The organism is Saccharopolyspora thermophila (assembly GCF_014646075.1).
GTDB classification, from domain to species: domain Bacteria; phylum Actinomycetota; class Actinomycetes; order Mycobacteriales; family Pseudonocardiaceae; genus Saccharopolyspora; species Saccharopolyspora thermophila.
On the sequence record NZ_BMMT01000001.1, the window covers coordinates 387837 to 402629 of the forward strand.

A 14793-nucleotide genomic window follows, 5' to 3' on the forward strand; every position below is an offset into this window, starting at 1 on the left:
CAGCGACGGCAATCGTCACGGCGTCCCGGCGGTGATGCGCAGGACCTTGTCGTCCATGCCGTTGGAGGTGGTGACGTAGAGGGCCCCGTCGGGGCCCTGGCGGGCGGCGCGGAGGCGGCCGTGGGTGCCGTCGAGCTCCGCCGGGACGTGCACCTCGCGCACAACGCCGTCGGGGCCGATGCGGAACAGCAGCAGCTTGCTGCCGTGCAGCGTGGCGACGGCCAGCATCCCGTCCAGCGAACCCCACTGCGGGCCGGTCAGGAACGTCGCACCGCAGGGGGCCAGACGTGCCGAGCCGGAGGACCACACCGCCGGGACGGCGTCCGGGAAACGCTGCAGGTCGGTCATCGGCACGTCCTCGTCGTAGCTGGACTCGGTGCCGCCGCGCGACGGGTCCCAGCCGTGGTTGCCGCCGGCCCGCAGCAGGTTGATCTCGTCCTCACCGACCGGTCCGTGTTCGGAGACGAACACCTGGCCGCCCGGCCGCGGTGCCACGCCCTGCACGTTGCGGTGCCCGTAGCTGTAGATCAGCCGTTCGCGCGGGTCGGGTGCGGTGCGGAACGGGTTGTCCGGCGGCGGGGCACCGGTGTCGAGGTTCATCCGTAGCACCTTCCCGCCCAGGGATCGGCGGTTCTGCGGGACCGCGGGACGCGCGGTGTCGCCGGTGCCCACCAGCAGTGAGCCGTCCGCGGCCAGCGCCGGGCGGCAGCCCGAGTGCCGGCCGCTGGGGTTCACCGGCAGCCCGGTGAGCAGGTCGCCGAGGCGGTCGGCGCGGGTGCCGTCCTCGGCCAGTCGCCAGGTGACGAGGCGGACGTCCACCGCGGTGCCGCCGACCTGGTGTGTCTGGCAGGTGATGAACCGCCGGTTGGTGGCGAAGTCCGGGTGGACCAGCATGCCCAGCTGGCCGCCCTCGCCCTCGGCCAGCACGTCGCCGAGGTCGGCCTGCACCGGGCGCAGCTGCGCGCCCGGCGAGTGACCGGTGAGCAGCGCGAGCCGGCCGGGCCGCTGGGCGACCAGGGCGGTGCCGTCCGGCAGGAAGCCGATGTCCCACGGGTGCTCCAACCCGCTGGCCACCACCTCGACGCGCAGCGCCGGGGCGAGTGCGCTGCCGGTCGGCGCCGACCGGTTCGCGTTGCCCGCGTCGGTGCAGCCCGCGAGGGCGCAGACCAGGGCGAACACGGCGAACCGGGGGGCGAACCGGGGAGCGTGCATGTGTCCAGTGTCACACCGATCATGCAGTGTCACATCGATCGTGCGGTGCGTTCGGGCCGCCGCAGTGGTGTCGTCCCTGCGTCGTAGGCTGGGAGCCGACGCCTCTGGCCCTGGTTGCGGCGTGGTCCCGGGCAGAGGTGTGTCCGCATTCGCGACGTCTCGCTGCGAGGTAGCTCCATGAGCCAGGCCGGTCCCCTGCGCGGACTGCTCCAGATCGTGCTGCGCGATCCCGCCCTGCGGCGGGTGGTCGAAGCGGCGGGCACGCCGCGCCTGGTGCTGGAGGGGCCCGCCGCGGCGCGTGCACTGGCCGCGGCGGCGCTGGCCGCCCCCGGTGGCGCCGGACGCCCGGTGCTGCTGGTCACGGCCACCGGCCGGGAGGCCGAGGAGGCCGCGGCGGCCGTGTCCGACCTGCTGGGGCCGGACGGCGTGGCCGTCTTCCCGTCGTGGGAGACCCTGCCGCACGAGCGGCTCTCGCCGCGCGCGGACACCGTCGGCCGCCGCCTCGCGGTGCTGCGCCGCCTCGCGCACCCCGAGGAGCACCCGCACGGCCCGATCCAGGTGCTGGTCACCACGGTCCGCAGCCTGATCCAGCCGATCGCGCCCGGGCTCGGCGAGCTGACCCCGGTGCGGCTGCGGGTCGGTTCCGAGCACGACTTCCAGGACCTGGTGGAGCGGCTGGCGTCGCTGGCCTACGAGCGCGTCGACATGGTGGAAAAGCGCGGTGAGTTCGCGGTGCGCGGCGGGATCGTCGACGTCTTCCCACCCACCGAGGAGCACCCGCTGCGGGTCGAGTTCTGGGGCGACGAGGTCACCGAGATCCGGCCGTTCGGCGTCGCCGACCAGCGGTCGCTGCCGGACGCGCCGAGCGCTGAGCTGTTCGCCCCCGCCTGCCGGGAACTGCTGATCACCGAACAGGTCGCCGAGCGTGCCGCGAAGCTCGCCGAGCAGCACCAGACCGACACCCACCTCGCCGAGATGCTCGGCAAGATCGCCAGCGGCGCCCCGGTCGAGGGCATGGAGGCGCTGATCCCGGCGCTGTGCGAAGGCGAGATGCAGCTGCTGACCGACCTGGTCCCGGCGGGCACACACGTGCTGCTGGCCGACCCGGAGAAGATCCACGCCCGCGCCGCCGACCTGGTGCGCACCGGCCAGGAGTTCCTGGAGGCGTCGTGGATGGTCGCCGCGGACGGCGGCAGGGCGCCGATCGACCTGGGTGCCTCGGCGTACCGGGGGCTGGCCGAGGTCGCCGAGCACACCCGCTCGATCGGGCTGCCGTGGTGGCCGCTGACCCAGCTGACCAGCGAGGAGGGCGAGGACGACGACGAGGTCGTGCGCCTGGTCCTCAAGCAGGTCGACGCCTACCGCGGCGACATCGACCGCGCCTACGCGGACCTGCGTGCCCACACCGCGTCCGGCGGCGCGGCGGTGCTGGTCGTCGCCGGTGCCGGAACCGCGCAGCGCGCGGTGCAGCAGCTGCGTGAGGCGGAACTGCCCGCCCGGCTCGCCGAGGACGGCCTGGCGCGGGAACCGGACGCCGGTGTCGTCACGGTGGTGCGCGGCGGACTGGAGGACGGCTTCGCCGCGCCGGAGGTGTCGCTGGTGGTGCTCACCGAGGCCGACCTGACCGGCGGTCGCGGCGGAACGTCCACGAGGGACATGCGGCGGATGCCGTCCCGGCGGCGCAACGCGGTCGACCCACTGGTGCTCAAGGCCGGCGACTACGTGGTGCACGAGCAGCACGGCATCGGCAGGTTCGTGGAGATGGTGCAGCGCACCGTCGGCGGCGCCACCCGCGAGTACCTCGTGCTGGAGTACGCGGCGAGCAAGCGCGGCCAACCCGGCGACCGGCTGTTCGTGCCGACCGACCAGCTCGACGAAATCAGCCGCTACGTCGGCGGCGAGGTGCCGACGCTGAACAAGCTGGGTGGCTCGGACTGGAAGAACACCAAGGCCAAGGCACGCAAGGCGGTCAAGGAGATCGCCGCCGAGCTGGTGCAGCTCTACGCGGCGCGCCAGTCGTCCCCGGGGTACGCGTTCGGCCCGGACACCCCGTGGCAGCGGGAGCTGGAGGACGCCTTCCCCTACACCGAGACCAGTGACCAGCTGGCCGCCATCGACGAGGTCAAGGCCGACATGCAGCGGCCGGTGCCGATGGACCGGGTGATCTGCGGCGACGTCGGCTACGGCAAGACCGAGATCGCGGTGCGCGCGGCGTTCAAGGCGGTGCAGGACGGCAAGCAGGTCGTGGTGCTGGTGCCGACCACACTGCTGGCCCAGCAGCACCTGAACACCTTCACTGACCGGATGCGCTCGTTCCCGGTGACCATCAAGGGCCTGTCCCGGTTCACCGACCCGGTGGAGTCCGAGCAGACCATCCAGGGCCTGGCCGACGGCACCGTGGACATCGTCATCGGCACGCACCGGCTGCTGCAGACCGGCATCCGCTACAAGGATCTCGGGCTGGTGATCGTCGACGAGGAGCAGCGCTTCGGCGTCGAGCACAAGGAGCACATCAAGGCCCTGCGCACCCACGTGGACGTGCTGACCATGTCGGCGACGCCGATCCCGCGGACGCTGGAGATGAGCATGGCCGGCATCCGCGAGATGTCCACCATCCTCACGCCGCCGGAGGAGCGGCACCCGGTGCTGACCTACGTCGGCGCCTACGACGAGAAGCAGGTGGCCGCCGCGATCCGCCGCGAGCTGCTGCGCGACGGCCAGGTGTTCTTCGTGCACAACCGGGTGCACGACATCGAGAAGACCGCGCGCAAGCTGCGTGAGCTCGTCCCGGAGGCGCGGATCGTCACCGCGCACGGGCAGATGAACGAGGACCGGCTGGAGCGGATCATCCAGGGTTTCTGGGAGCGCGAGCACGACGTGCTGGTGTGCACCACGATCGTCGAGACCGGCCTGGACATCTCCAACGCGAACACGCTGATCGTGGACCGCTCCGACCTGCTCGGCCTCGCCCAGCTGCACCAACTGCGCGGCCGCGTCGGGCGGGCCCGCGAACGCGGGTACGCGTACTTCCTGTACCCGCCGGACAAGCCGCTCACCGACACCGCGCACGACCGGCTGGCGACCATCGCGCAGAACTCCGAGCTCGGCGCGGGCATGGCGGTGGCGATGAAGGACCTGGAGATCCGCGGCGCGGGCAACATCCTCGGCGCGGAGCAGTCCGGGCACATCGCCGGTGTGGGCTTCGATTTGTACGTGCGGCTGGTCGGCGAGGCCGTGGAGGCATTCCGCAGGCACGCGGGCGCCGAGCCGGGGGAGACCGAGGAGGAGCTGACCGAGGTCCGGGTCGACCTGCCGGTGGACGCGCACATCCCGCACGACTACGTGCCGGGCGAGCGGCTGCGGCTGGAGGCATACCGGAAGGTGGCGATGGCCGCGGACGTGGCGGCGCTGGACGCGGTGCGCGCCGAGCTCACCGACCGGTACGGGGCACCGCCGGAACCGGTGGAGCGGCTGTTGAAGGTGGCGCGGTTCCGGCAGGTGTGCCGCAACCACGGCGTCCGTGAGGTGCTGCTGCAGGGCTCGTCGGTGCGGGTGGCGCCGCTGGAGCTGGCGGACTCGCAGCTGGTGCGCCTCAAGCGGCTGTACCCGAAGGCGGTGTACAAGGCGGCGGTGCGCACCGTGTCGGTGCCCCGCCCGACGGAGGGCGCCGCGGGCGGCCGCATCGGCGCCCCGCCGCTGCGCGACGAGGCGCTGCTCGACTGGTGCACCAAGCTGCTGGAGTCCCTGGCCGCCCGCCCTGCCCCGGTGGGGTGACGCGGGTCAGGGTAACCGCTGTTCATCTCACCCGCACCCTCCTGAGTTGCCGGGATCCTGACGCGGCGTGACGGTTGATCCGGCTCCGCATCGGGTGACGAGGAGGCGCGGGATCATGAACGGCAAGGCACCTGACCAGGCGCGCGACAACATCCCCCGGGCGCCCGATGCTTTCGCGGGCGGGCACGTGGCCCGCACCGACTTCGTGGTCTTCGGGACCACCGCGGCCATCACGGTGGCCTTCGTCATGTGGGGCGTGCTGTCCACCGGATCGCTGGCCCGCATGTCGAACGCCGCACTGTCGTGGTTGGTGACCAACGTCGGCTGGGGGTTCGTGCTGGCCGCCTCCGGGTTCGTGGTGTTCGCGCTGTGGCTGGCCTTCAGCCGCTACGGCGCCATCCCGTTGGGCGGGGACGACGAGGAACCGGAGTTCCGCACGGTCTCCTGGATCGCGATGATGTTCAGTGCGGGCATGGGCATCGGGTTGATGTTCTTCGGCGTCGCCGAGCCGCTGGCGCACTTCGTGGAACCCCCGCCCGGGACGGTGCCGCCGCTGAGCGACCAGGCGATCGAGACGGCGATGGCGACGTCGTTGTTCCACTGGACCCTGCACCCGTGGTCGATCTACGCCGTGGTCGGCATGTCGATCGCCTACTCCACGTTCCGGCGCGGCCGCAGGCAGCTGATCAGCGCGGTGTTCACGCCGTTGATCGGCAGGCGCCGAGCCGAGGGCCCGGTCGGGCGGCTGATCGACATCCTGGCGCTGTTCGCGACGCTGTTCGGCTCCGCGGCCTCCCTCGGCCTGGGCACGTTGCAGATCCAGAGCGGCATGCAGTCGGCCGGCTGGATCGGCGGGGTGGGCAACGCGGTGCTGGTGCTGATCATCGTGGTGCTGACGATCTGCTTCATCTTCTCCGCGGTGTCCGGCATCGCCCGGGGCATCCAGTGGCTGTCCAACATCAACATGGTGTTGGCGGCGCTGCTGGCGGTGTTCGTGTTCGTGGCCGGCCCGACGGTGTTCGTGCTCGACCTGCTGCCCATGTCGATCGGGGACTACCTGCGTGACTTCGGCGAGATGGCGTCGCGGTCCGGTGCCACCGGTGGTGCCGCGATGAACGACTGGCTGTCCAGCTGGACGATCTTCTACTGGGCGTGGTGGATCTCCTGGACCCCGTTCGTGGGGATGTTCATCGCGCGGATCAGCCGGGGCCGCACCATCCGCCAGTTCGTGTCCGGGGTGATCCTGGTGCCCAGCGCGGTGAGCGTGGTGTGGTTCGCCGTCCTCGGCGGCAGCGCGATCCACATCCAGGACACCGGGATCGACGTCTTCCGCAGCGGTGGTGAGGAGGCGCAGACGTTCGCGGTGCTGGAGACGCTGCCGCTGTCGGCGATCACCACGGTGTTGGTGATGGTGCTGGTGGCGATCTTCTTCGTCTCCGGGGCGGACGCCGCGTCGGTGGTGATGGGCACGTTGTCGCAGCGCGGGTCCATTGAACCCATGCGCTGGATGGTGGTGTTCTGGGGTGCGGCCACCGGTGCGGTCGCGGCGATCATGCTGATCGTCGGTGGGGAGGACGCGCTCAGCGGTATCCAGAACCTGACGTTCCTGGCCTCGGCACCGTTCGCGGTGGTGATGGTGTTGCTGTGTGTGGCGCTGACGAAGGACCTGCGTGACGACCCGATGATGCGGCGCGGCGAGAAGGGCGCGCAGGTGCTGGAGCAGGCGGTCATCGCGGGCACCAGGCGGCACGGCGGCGACTTCCAGTTGGAGGTGGGGCCGGCGGAGCGCCGCGAGGACGTCTGAGATCAACAGCCGGCGCGCCGCCGTCCTCAAGGGACAGACGGCGGACGGTGCGCGTCGAGGGCGAGAAGGTGATCGTCGACATGGCGGCCGGGTCGCTGGGCCGCTGAGACGAGTGTGTTGCCCCGAGTCGACTTCGGACTGTGTCGGCACTTCACCGCGGGGTCGCGACGTGAGAGAGTGCGCGCCGTGAGATTCCGCACGCGCCACGGGCGCCTCCTCGCTTCGATCGCCGCGGCCGGGCTGCTGCTCGCCGGCTGCGGTACGGGTCCCAGCCAGGCCGGCGCCGCCGCCATCGTCGGCGACACCCGTATCCCGGTCACCGAGGTGCAGTCCTGGTTCGGGCAGGTCCTCGACAAGGAGCCGGGGCTCCGGCCGCAGTTGCGGCAGCAGGGGCAGCTGGACGAGCTGGGGCGACAGCTGGCCGCCCAGCTGGTCCGGGAGGAACTCGTCGAGCAGACCGCCCGCGCCGAGCGGCTGGTGGTCACCGACCAGCAGATCGACGATCTGATCAACCAGATGGGCGGGCCCCAGGCGGCCACCGCGGGAAAGATCTACACCCCGCAGAACATCCGCGAGATGGTCCGGACCCGGCTGCTGACCACGGAACTGGGCCGCCGGTACTTCGACCGGCTGTCCGTCACCTTCGACTTCACCCAGGCCACCACCCGCCGCGAGGCGCAGGAGAAGGCGCAGCGCATGGCGCAGGGGCCGGACTCCGCCGCCGCGCTGGTCGACGCCGACGTCAGAGCCGGCATCCCCGCCGGAAAGGACCGGCGGTTGCGCGCGGCGGACAGTCCGCAGATGGCGGCCACGACACCGCTGTTCGGCGCCCGCCCGGGCACCGTGCTGGCCTTCGAACCGGAACCCCACTCGGGGCAGTGGCTCGTCGTGCTGGTGAAGGAGCGCCGCACCGACGAGGCCCCGACCCCGGCCGCGGGCGGCGCCGACGACCAGACGTTGCAGCGCGTCGGCACCTACCTGCTCGGCATCACCGCGGACGAGGTCGGGGTGCGGTTGAGCCCCCGCTACGGCGTCTGGGACCCGGTCAACCTGACCACAGCGCCCAACGAGAACGAGACGACCGGATTCCGGCTGCACGTCCCGGCCACGTCGTCGTGAGCGGTGATCCCGCGGCTCCGCCTGCCGCGGGCGCTTGGGACAATCGCGGTATGAGCGAGGTCCGGGTGAGGGAAGGTTCCGCGGTCGTCGTGGTCGACGACCGCCTCGGCGAGGTCGTTCCCGCCGCGGCGGTCCCGCTGCTGCGCGGTGCGGCCGTCTACGCGGCGCCCGGGCTCGCGCCCGCTGCTCGCGAGGCGCTCGCCGCCCCGGAACCGCCCGCCGACCTGCTGGCGCGGGCGACCCGCGAACCGGTGGTGCTGTTCGTCGGCGATGTCGACTCCGCCGAGGCCACGGCGCTGCGCGCGGCCGGTGCGCGGCTGGTGACCGCACCGCCCCCGCCGGGAGTGGAACTGCTGGACGCGGTGACGGTGATGGACCGGCTGCGGTCGCCCGGTGGGTGCCCGTGGGACGCCGAGCAGGACCACGACTCGTTGCGCCAGTACCTGGTGGAGGAGACCTACGAGCTGCTCGACGCGATCGAGCAGCGCGACCGGGAGGCGCTGCGCGAGGAACTCGGCGACGTGCTGCTGCAGGTGCTCTTCCACGCGCGAGTGGCCACCGAGGACGAGCAGGACCCGTTCGACATCGACGCGGTGGCCGCCGGGCTGGTCAGCAAGCTGGTGTCGCGGCACCCGCACGTCTTCGCCGACGGTCCGGCGGTGCTCGACGCCGAGTCACAGCACGCCCGCTGGGAAGAGCTCAAGCAGCAGGAGAAGCAGCGCGAGTCCATTGTGGATGGAGTGGCGGTCGGGCAGCCCGCGGTGGCGCTGGCCGCCAAGCTGGTCCAGCGCGCGCACCGGGCCGGGATCCCGGCCGACGCGATGCCCCGCGGCGAAACCCCTGGCGAGGCGCTTTTCCACACCACCGCGCAGGCCAAGCTCGCCGGCGCCGACCCGGAGGACGGGCTGCGCGCGGTGGCTCTCGACTTTGCCGCGCGGATCCGCGGGGCCGAGCAGCGGGCCCGCGAGGCGGGCCGCGAACCGGCGCAGCTCTCCGCCGACGACTGGCGCGAACTGCTCGCCGAGGCGCCCGCGGGCGCCCGAACCGATTCCTGACGCAGCCCCTGATCGCGCCGGCTGACGACACCGCGATCTCCCGGTGAGGCCTGGAAAGCGAAAGCTACTGTTAAGTAGCCTGGGTCGCATGATCAGGACCACGCCGGCCGCGCTCGCCGCTCTCGGGCGGCTCGCCGTCGCCCTCGGGCTGCTGGCCAGCGCGGTCGGCGGCGTCGGACTGGTCGGCTGGTTCGGCAGGCCCCCGGAGTCCCCGGTCGCCGCTGCGCGACTGGGGCCGCAGGAAGTGCAACCCGCCCCGGTTCAGCCCGGCTCGATCGCCCCGCCCGTCGAGGAGCCGCTGCCGCAGCCCACCCCCGGCACCGACCCGGTGCGCCAGTGGGCCGACCAGGTCGCGACCGTGGTGGACATCCCGGCCCGGGCTCTCGTCTCCTACGTCAACGCCGACCTCGCGATGCGCGAACACCAGCCCGGCTGCCGGATTTCCTGGGCCACTCTGGCCGGCATCGGCCGCATCGAGTCCGACCACGGCCGCTTCGGCCGCCGCCTGTTGCGGGAGGACGCCCGGCCGTCCAGCCCGATCGTCGGCGTCCCGCTCAACGGCGCACCCGGCATCCGGGAGATCCCGGACACCGACCGCGGCGCCCTCGACGGCGACGTGGTGCACGACCGCGCGGTCGGACCGATGCAGTTCATCCCCTCCACCTGGCGACGGTGGGCCACCGACGGCAACGGCGACGGCATCGGCGACCCGCAGAACCTCGACGACGCGGCCATGGCCGCGGCCCGCTATCTCTGCGCGGGCAACCGCGACATGACCACCGGCGCGGGCTGGTGGTCCGGCGTGCTGTCGTACAACAACTCGGTTGAATACGGCCAGAAGGTGTTCGCCCTGGCCCAGACCTACGCGCAGGCGGGCAACCGGCTCCGCTGACGCGGGTTTCCACCGGGGGTCAGTCGGCGCGGGTCGCGATGTGGGCGTTGATCTCGCCCAGCGCCTCCTGGTACGCGGGCACCGGGTGCATGGTGGTGGCCAGCCGGATCTGGGTGCGCGCCTCGTCCAGCCGTCCCTGCCGCTGCAGCGTGCGCCCCAGTACGAGCCGCGCATAGTGGTCGGACGGGTCGAGCTCGAGCACACGCTGGAGCGCGCGCTCCGCACGGCGCAGCTGGGCGGAGAAGTAGTAGGCCCGCCCGAGCAGCAGCTGCACGCTCGGCTTGTCGGCGGCGACGTCGAGCACGGGTTCCAAGGCGCGGATCGCCTCGAGCGGACGGCGTTGCGCGAGCAGTTCCTCCGCCCGGCGGAACGCTTCGACAGTGCCTTCGGTCGTCATGGCGGGGACAACGTTACGTGCCGATCGGCTGTTCCGATGCGCCCGTCCGGATGGACTTCCCGCCTGCCAGGGCCGCGGTGGGAAACCCACCTGGTCCATCCCGGGTGCGCGAACATCTGGCGAACGCTGCGAGGTAGGTCACGGCGACATGCCGGGCCCGCCCGCGGGGCGCGCGAGTCTGCGCCGGGGCCCGCACCGGCCCGGTTAGGCTCGTACCCGGTCGTCGGGCGTTCGGCCCGTCCGCCGCGTGCGGGAACGCGGAGGCGGTCTGGGACGTCCATAGTTCACAGGCTGGTTAGGAGCACACGTGGCGATCATCGAGCAGGTCGGCGCCCGCGAGATCCTGGACTCCCGCGGGAACCCCACCGTCGAGGTCGAAGTGGCACTCGAGGACGGCACGCTCAGCCGCGCCGCCGTCCCCTCCGGTGCCTCGACCGGCGAGCACGAGGCCGTCGAGCTGCGCGACGGCGACGCCGCGCGCTACGGCGGCAAGGGTGTCGAGAACGCAGTCGCGGCGGTGCTGGACGAGATCGGCCCCGAACTGACCGGGTTGGACGCCACCGAGCAGCGCGTCGTCGACCAGAAGCTGGTCGACCTGGACGGCACCCCGGACAAGTCGCGGCTCGGCGCCAACGCCATCCTCGGCGTGTCGCTGGCCGTGGCCAAGGCCGCGGCCGAGTCATCCGGGCTAGAGCTGTTCCGCTACGTCGGTGGCCCCAACGCGCACATCCTGCCGGTGCCGATGATGAACATCCTCAACGGCGGTGCGCACGCCGACACCGGGGTGGACATCCAGGAGTTCATGATCGCGCCGATCGGCGCGGACACCTTCTCCGAGGCGCTGCGCTGGGGCGCGGAGACCTACCACGCGCTGAAGTCCGTGCTCAAGGCCAAGGGCCTGGCCACCGGCCTCGGTGACGAGGGCGGCTTCGCCCCTGACCTGCCGAACAACCGCGAGGCCCTCGACCTGATCGCCTCGGCCGTGGAGAAGGCCGGCTACAAGCTCGGCCGCGACATCGTGCTCGCGCTCGACGTGGCCGCCACCGAGTTCTTCGCCGACGGCAGCTACACCTTCGAGGGCTCCAAGCGCACCGCCGAGCAGATGGCCGAGTACTACCAGGAGCTGCTCGGCGCCTACCCGCTGGTGTCCATCGAGGACCCGATGGCCGAGGACGACTGGGATGGCTGGACCGCGCTCACCGAGCAGGTCGGTGACAAGGTGCAGCTGGTCGGCGACGACCTGTTCGTCACCAACCCGGAGCGGCTGGAGGAGGGCATCGGCCGCGGCGCCGCGAACGCGCTGCTGGTCAAGGTCAATCAGATCGGCACGCTGTCGGAGACCCTGGACGCGGTCAACCTGGCCACCTCCTGCGGCTACAAGAGCATGATGAGCCACCGCTCCGGCGAGACCGAGGACACCACGATCGCCGACCTGGCGGTGGCCACCGGCTGCGGCCAGATCAAGACCGGCGCCCCGGCGCGCAGCGAACGGGTCGCCAAGTACAACCAGCTGCTGCGCATCGAGGAGGCCCTCGGTGACGCGGCCCGGTACGCGGGCGAGCTGGCGTTCCCGCGGTTCTCCGCGGAGAGCTGACCCATGCCGGTCGGGCGCGCATCGGATCGACGGCGGCGCGCCCGCCGGGGCGAGGACCCGGCGGAGCGCCGGTCCGAGCGCGCCCGCCGGACCGGCAGCGGTAAGGGCACCGGGAAGCGACCGCAGTCCGCGGCACGATCCCGGCAACGGTCGAGCACCGCGGGCGCCTTCAAGCTGTCCTCGACGCGGCGGGCCGCTGGCCTGGCGATGCTGGTGTGTGTGATGGCGCTGAGCGTGTCGGTGCCGCTGCGTACCTACCTGAGCCAGCGCGCCGAGCTCGAGGACCAGCAACAGCGCCGGGCGGAGCTGCTACAGCAGGTCCGAGAGCTGGAGCAGCGCAAGCAGGAGTTGTCCGACCCGGCGCAGGTGGAGGCCGAGGCGCGGGCGCGGCTGGGCTACGTCCGGCCCGGCGAGACACCCTACATCGTGGAGGTGCCGACCGAGCCGCCCGCGCCGCCACCGCCCGTCGAGCCCGCCGACGACGGCGTGCCGTGGTACGAAGACCTGTGGAATTCCGTGATGAGGAAGGGATCGTGACGGTGAACTCGGGCACGGTCAGTGACGCCGACCGAGAGTGCGTCCAGCGGCAGCTGGGTCGACCGCCGCGCGGGCTGCACGCGGTGGCCGCCCGCGATGCGGCGGGCGAGCCGACGGTCGTGCAGACGAAACCGCGCCTGGAGGACGGCACGCCGTTTCCGACCCTGTACTACCTGACGGCACCGCAGCTGGTCGCGCACACCTCGACGCTGGAGGCGGAGGGGCTGATGCGGGAGATGACCGAGCGGCTGGCCACCGACCCGGACCTGGCGCAGCGCTACCGCCGCGCGCACGAGTCCTACCTCGCGGAGCGTGACGCGCTGGAGCCGCTGGGCACCGACGTCAGCGCGGGGGGCATGCCGAACCGGGTCAAGTGCCTGCATGTCCACGTGGCGCACGCCCTGGCGAAGGGCCCCGGGGTGAACCCGTTCGGTGACGAGGCGATCGACCTGATCGCCACACGCTGGCCAGAACACCGCTACCTCCTCAACCGCTGACCCCCACCCCACACCGGGCCGAATCTGCCTCAGGTTGGGGGGCCTGGACTGGGGGTGGGGCCGGGTTGGGGTTTTGCGGGTGTTGTGGGGGTTCAGGTGGGGGTGACCCGGTCGAGGAGGGCTCGTGCTCCGCTGATCGGGGTTGCCCCGAAGGTGTGGTTGGCCGTGGCCAGGCGGGTTGCCACGAAGGCCGCCGCGACCGCCGTCGGGGCGTGACGGAACAGCAGCGACGCCTGGAACGTGAGCGCCAGCAGCTCCGCGAGGGCCCGGGCGCGTTCGGGAGCCGGTGCGTCGAGTTCGCCGCGCAGCCGCCGCACCGCGTCGTCGTAGGCGGGATCGGCGCCGCACGCCGTGTCCAGTTCGGACATCAGCGCGTCCTTTGTGGACGGCTGCTTGGCCAAGGCGCGCAACAGGTCCAGGGCGGTGACGTTGCCGGAGCCCTCCCAGATCGAACTCAGGGGCGCCTCCCGGTACAGCCGGGGCATCCCGGATTCCTCCACGTAACCGTTGCCGCCGAGGCACTCCAGCGCCTCGGCCACCGCCGCGGGCGCCCGCTTGCACACGTAGAACTTCGCCGCGGGCAGCGCGAGCCGCAGCAGGTCGCGCTCCCCGGCCTCGACCGCGGCGGCCAGACGCATCGCCAACGTCGTCGCCGCCTCCGATTCCAGCGCCAGGTCGGCCAACACGTTCTGCATCAGCGGCAGGTCCGCGAGCCGGTGCCCGAAGGCGCTGCGGTGCCGCACGTGGTGCGCCGCCTCGGACAGTGCGATGCGGATGTTGGCCGCCGACCCGAGCACGCAGTCGAGCCGGGTCATCGACACCATCTCGATGATGCAGCGGACGCCGCGCCCCTCCTCGCCGACCAGGTGGCCCAGCGCACCGGCGTACTCGATCTCGGCGGAGGCGTTCGACTTGTTGCCCAGCTTGTCCTTCAACCGCTGGATCCGGATCTCGTTGCGGCTGCCGTCCGGCAGCACCCGCGGCACCAGGAAGCAGCTCAGCCCGCCCGGCGCCTGCGCCAGCGTCAGGAAGAGGTCGTTCATCGGCGCCGAGGTGAACCACTTGTGCCCGACGATGCGGTAGGTGCCATCCGCCAGCGGCTCCGCCGTGGTGGTGTTGGCCCGCACGTCCGAGCCGCCCTGCTTCTCGGTCATCGACATCCCGGCCAGCAGCGCCGACTTCTCCGCCGGCGCGCGCAGCCCGAAGTCGTAGCTGCCCGCGGTCAGCTTCGGCTCGTACTGCCCGGCCAGCGCGGGCGCGTACCGCAGCGCGGGCACCGCGGAGTAGGTCATGGAGATCGGGCAGCCGTGCCCGGCCTCGGCCTGCGACCACAGGTAGAAGCCCGCCGCGCGCCGCAGATGCGCACCCGGCCCGAGCGCCCAGGGCGCGGCGTGCAGCCCGTGGTCGACGGCCCGCGCCATCAGCCAGTGCCACGACGGGTGGAACTCGACCTCGTCGATGCGGTGTCCGTAGCGGTCGTGGGTGCGCAGCCGCGGCGGGTGCTCGTTGGCGAGTCGACCGTGCTCGCGGGCCTCCGCCGAACCGGCCTGCAGAGCGAGTGCGGCGAGGTCGTCGATGCCGTGGCGGTCGAGCGCGGAGCGCAGCGCGGGATCGCAGGCGAGCGGGTCGAACCCGTCCAGCGGCGGTGCCTGGTTGACCACCCGGTGGGTGCTGAAGGCGGGCGGCTCGTCGATGAGCGTCATGCCCGGAGCGTAGGCGCACATCCGCGTGGCGGATCGGCTGATCGGCGGGTTGCTCCGCCTGACCGGGGCCCTACGGACGGGTGATGTGTCGGCTCGCCGCTCGGCGATCGTCCATTCGGTGGTGTATCCAGGGACCCGTCTGGGTTCACGCAGTTCTGCGTCTGGGGGATCGTCGGTGTCTGTCCGCAGGAAGCGCCACCGCAAGCACG

The 14793-nt window shown here is 72.2% G+C and carries 11 protein-coding genes; 8 read left to right on the forward strand and 3 right to left on the reverse strand.

What is annotated here, in order from left to right; genetic code table 11:
• Positions 1 to 15: 15 nt before the first annotated feature.
• A complete protein-coding gene (locus tag IEY17_RS01660) occupies positions 16 to 1212 on the reverse strand; it encodes a PQQ-dependent sugar dehydrogenase (protein ID WP_188984634.1) in 1197 nt (398 codons plus the stop codon).
• A gap of 177 nt (positions 1213 to 1389) precedes the next feature.
• Here IEY17_RS01660 and mfd point away from each other — a divergent pair, with 177 nt between their 5' ends.
• The 5 genes from mfd to IEY17_RS01685 all read left to right on the forward strand — a co-directional run bounded on the left by mfd (position 1390) and on the right by IEY17_RS01685 (position 9856).
• A complete protein-coding gene (mfd, locus tag IEY17_RS01665; protein WP_188984636.1) occupies positions 1390 to 4986 on the forward strand; it encodes a transcription-repair coupling factor in 3597 nt (1198 codons plus the stop codon).
• A gap of 115 nt (positions 4987 to 5101) precedes the next feature.
• Positions 5102 to 6790 (forward strand): BCCT family transporter, encoded by a 1689-nt coding sequence (locus IEY17_RS01670; protein WP_188984638.1) that lies wholly within the window; start codon positions 5102 to 5104, stop codon positions 6788 to 6790.
• A gap of 186 nt (positions 6791 to 6976) precedes the next feature.
• On the forward strand, positions 6977 to 7909 hold the full coding sequence (locus IEY17_RS01675; RefSeq protein ID WP_188984640.1) for a SurA N-terminal domain-containing protein: 933 nt from the start codon (positions 6977 to 6979) through the stop codon (positions 7907 to 7909).
• A 50-nt stretch (positions 7910 to 7959) separates the two neighbouring features.
• Positions 7960 to 8964: a nucleoside triphosphate pyrophosphohydrolase gene (locus tag IEY17_RS01680; protein ID WP_188984642.1), complete on the forward strand. Its 1005-nt coding sequence runs from the start codon at positions 7960 to 7962 to the stop codon at positions 8962 to 8964.
• Positions 8965 to 9052: 88 nt separating this feature from the next.
• Positions 9053 to 9856 (forward strand): lytic transglycosylase domain-containing protein, encoded by an 804-nt coding sequence (locus tag IEY17_RS01685; protein WP_188984643.1) that lies wholly within the window; start codon positions 9053 to 9055, stop codon positions 9854 to 9856.
• A gap of 19 nt (positions 9857 to 9875) precedes the next feature.
• Here the strand turns inward: IEY17_RS01685 and IEY17_RS01690 are convergent, their stop codons facing one another.
• Positions 9876 to 10253 (reverse strand): tetratricopeptide repeat protein, encoded by a 378-nt coding sequence (locus IEY17_RS01690; protein ID WP_188984645.1) that lies wholly within the window; start codon positions 10251 to 10253, stop codon positions 9876 to 9878.
• A 307-nt stretch (positions 10254 to 10560) separates the two neighbouring features.
• Here IEY17_RS01690 and eno point away from each other — a divergent pair, with 307 nt between their 5' ends.
• The 3 genes from eno to IEY17_RS01705 are packed head-to-tail and all read left to right on the forward strand — an operon-like array spanning position 10561 to position 12881.
• Entirely contained in the window at positions 10561 to 11847 is a 1287-nt protein-coding gene (gene eno, locus IEY17_RS01695; RefSeq protein ID WP_188984647.1) for a phosphopyruvate hydratase, read from the forward strand.
• Positions 11848 to 11850: 3 nt separating this feature from the next.
• Positions 11851 to 12384, forward strand: a complete 534-nt coding sequence (locus IEY17_RS01700; RefSeq protein WP_188984649.1) for an FtsB family cell division protein — start codon at positions 11851 to 11853, stop codon at positions 12382 to 12384.
• A gap of 2 nt (positions 12385 to 12386) precedes the next feature.
• The gene (locus IEY17_RS01705) at positions 12387 to 12881 is read left to right on the forward strand and encodes a DUF501 domain-containing protein (RefSeq protein ID WP_188985305.1); all 495 of its coding nucleotides are present in this window, start codon (positions 12387 to 12389) and stop codon (positions 12879 to 12881) included.
• A gap of 92 nt (positions 12882 to 12973) precedes the next feature.
• Here the strand turns inward: IEY17_RS01705 and IEY17_RS01710 are convergent, their stop codons facing one another.
• Positions 12974 to 14584: an acyl-CoA dehydrogenase family protein gene (locus tag IEY17_RS01710; protein WP_188984651.1), complete on the reverse strand. Its 1611-nt coding sequence runs from the start codon at positions 14582 to 14584 to the stop codon at positions 12974 to 12976.
• Positions 14585 to 14793 lie beyond the last annotated feature (209 nt).

Excerpts from the sequence above, each read along its gene's own strand:
- IEY17_RS01660 (WP_188984634.1), bottom strand. The coding sequence starts at position 1,212 with ATGCACGCTCCCCGGTTCGCCCCCCGGTTCGCCGTGTTCGCCCTGGTC.
- mfd (WP_188984636.1), top strand. The coding sequence starts at position 1,390 with ATGAGCCAGGCCGGTCCCCTGCGCGGACTGCTCCAGATCGTGCTGCGC.
- IEY17_RS01670 (WP_188984638.1), top strand. The coding sequence starts at position 5,102 with ATGAACGGCAAGGCACCTGACCAGGCGCGCGACAACATCCCCCGGGCG.
- IEY17_RS01680 (WP_188984642.1), top strand. The coding sequence starts at position 7,960 with ATGAGCGAGGTCCGGGTGAGGGAAGGTTCCGCGGTCGTCGTGGTCGAC.
- IEY17_RS01685 (WP_188984643.1), top strand. The coding sequence starts at position 9,053 with ATGATCAGGACCACGCCGGCCGCGCTCGCCGCTCTCGGGCGGCTCGCC.
- IEY17_RS01690 (WP_188984645.1), bottom strand. The coding sequence starts at position 10,253 with ATGACGACCGAAGGCACTGTCGAAGCGTTCCGCCGGGCGGAGGAACTG.
- IEY17_RS01700 (WP_188984649.1), top strand. The coding sequence starts at position 11,851 with ATGCCGGTCGGGCGCGCATCGGATCGACGGCGGCGCGCCCGCCGGGGC.
- IEY17_RS01710 (WP_188984651.1), bottom strand. The coding sequence starts at position 14,584 with ATGACGCTCATCGACGAGCCGCCCGCCTTCAGCACCCACCGGGTGGTC.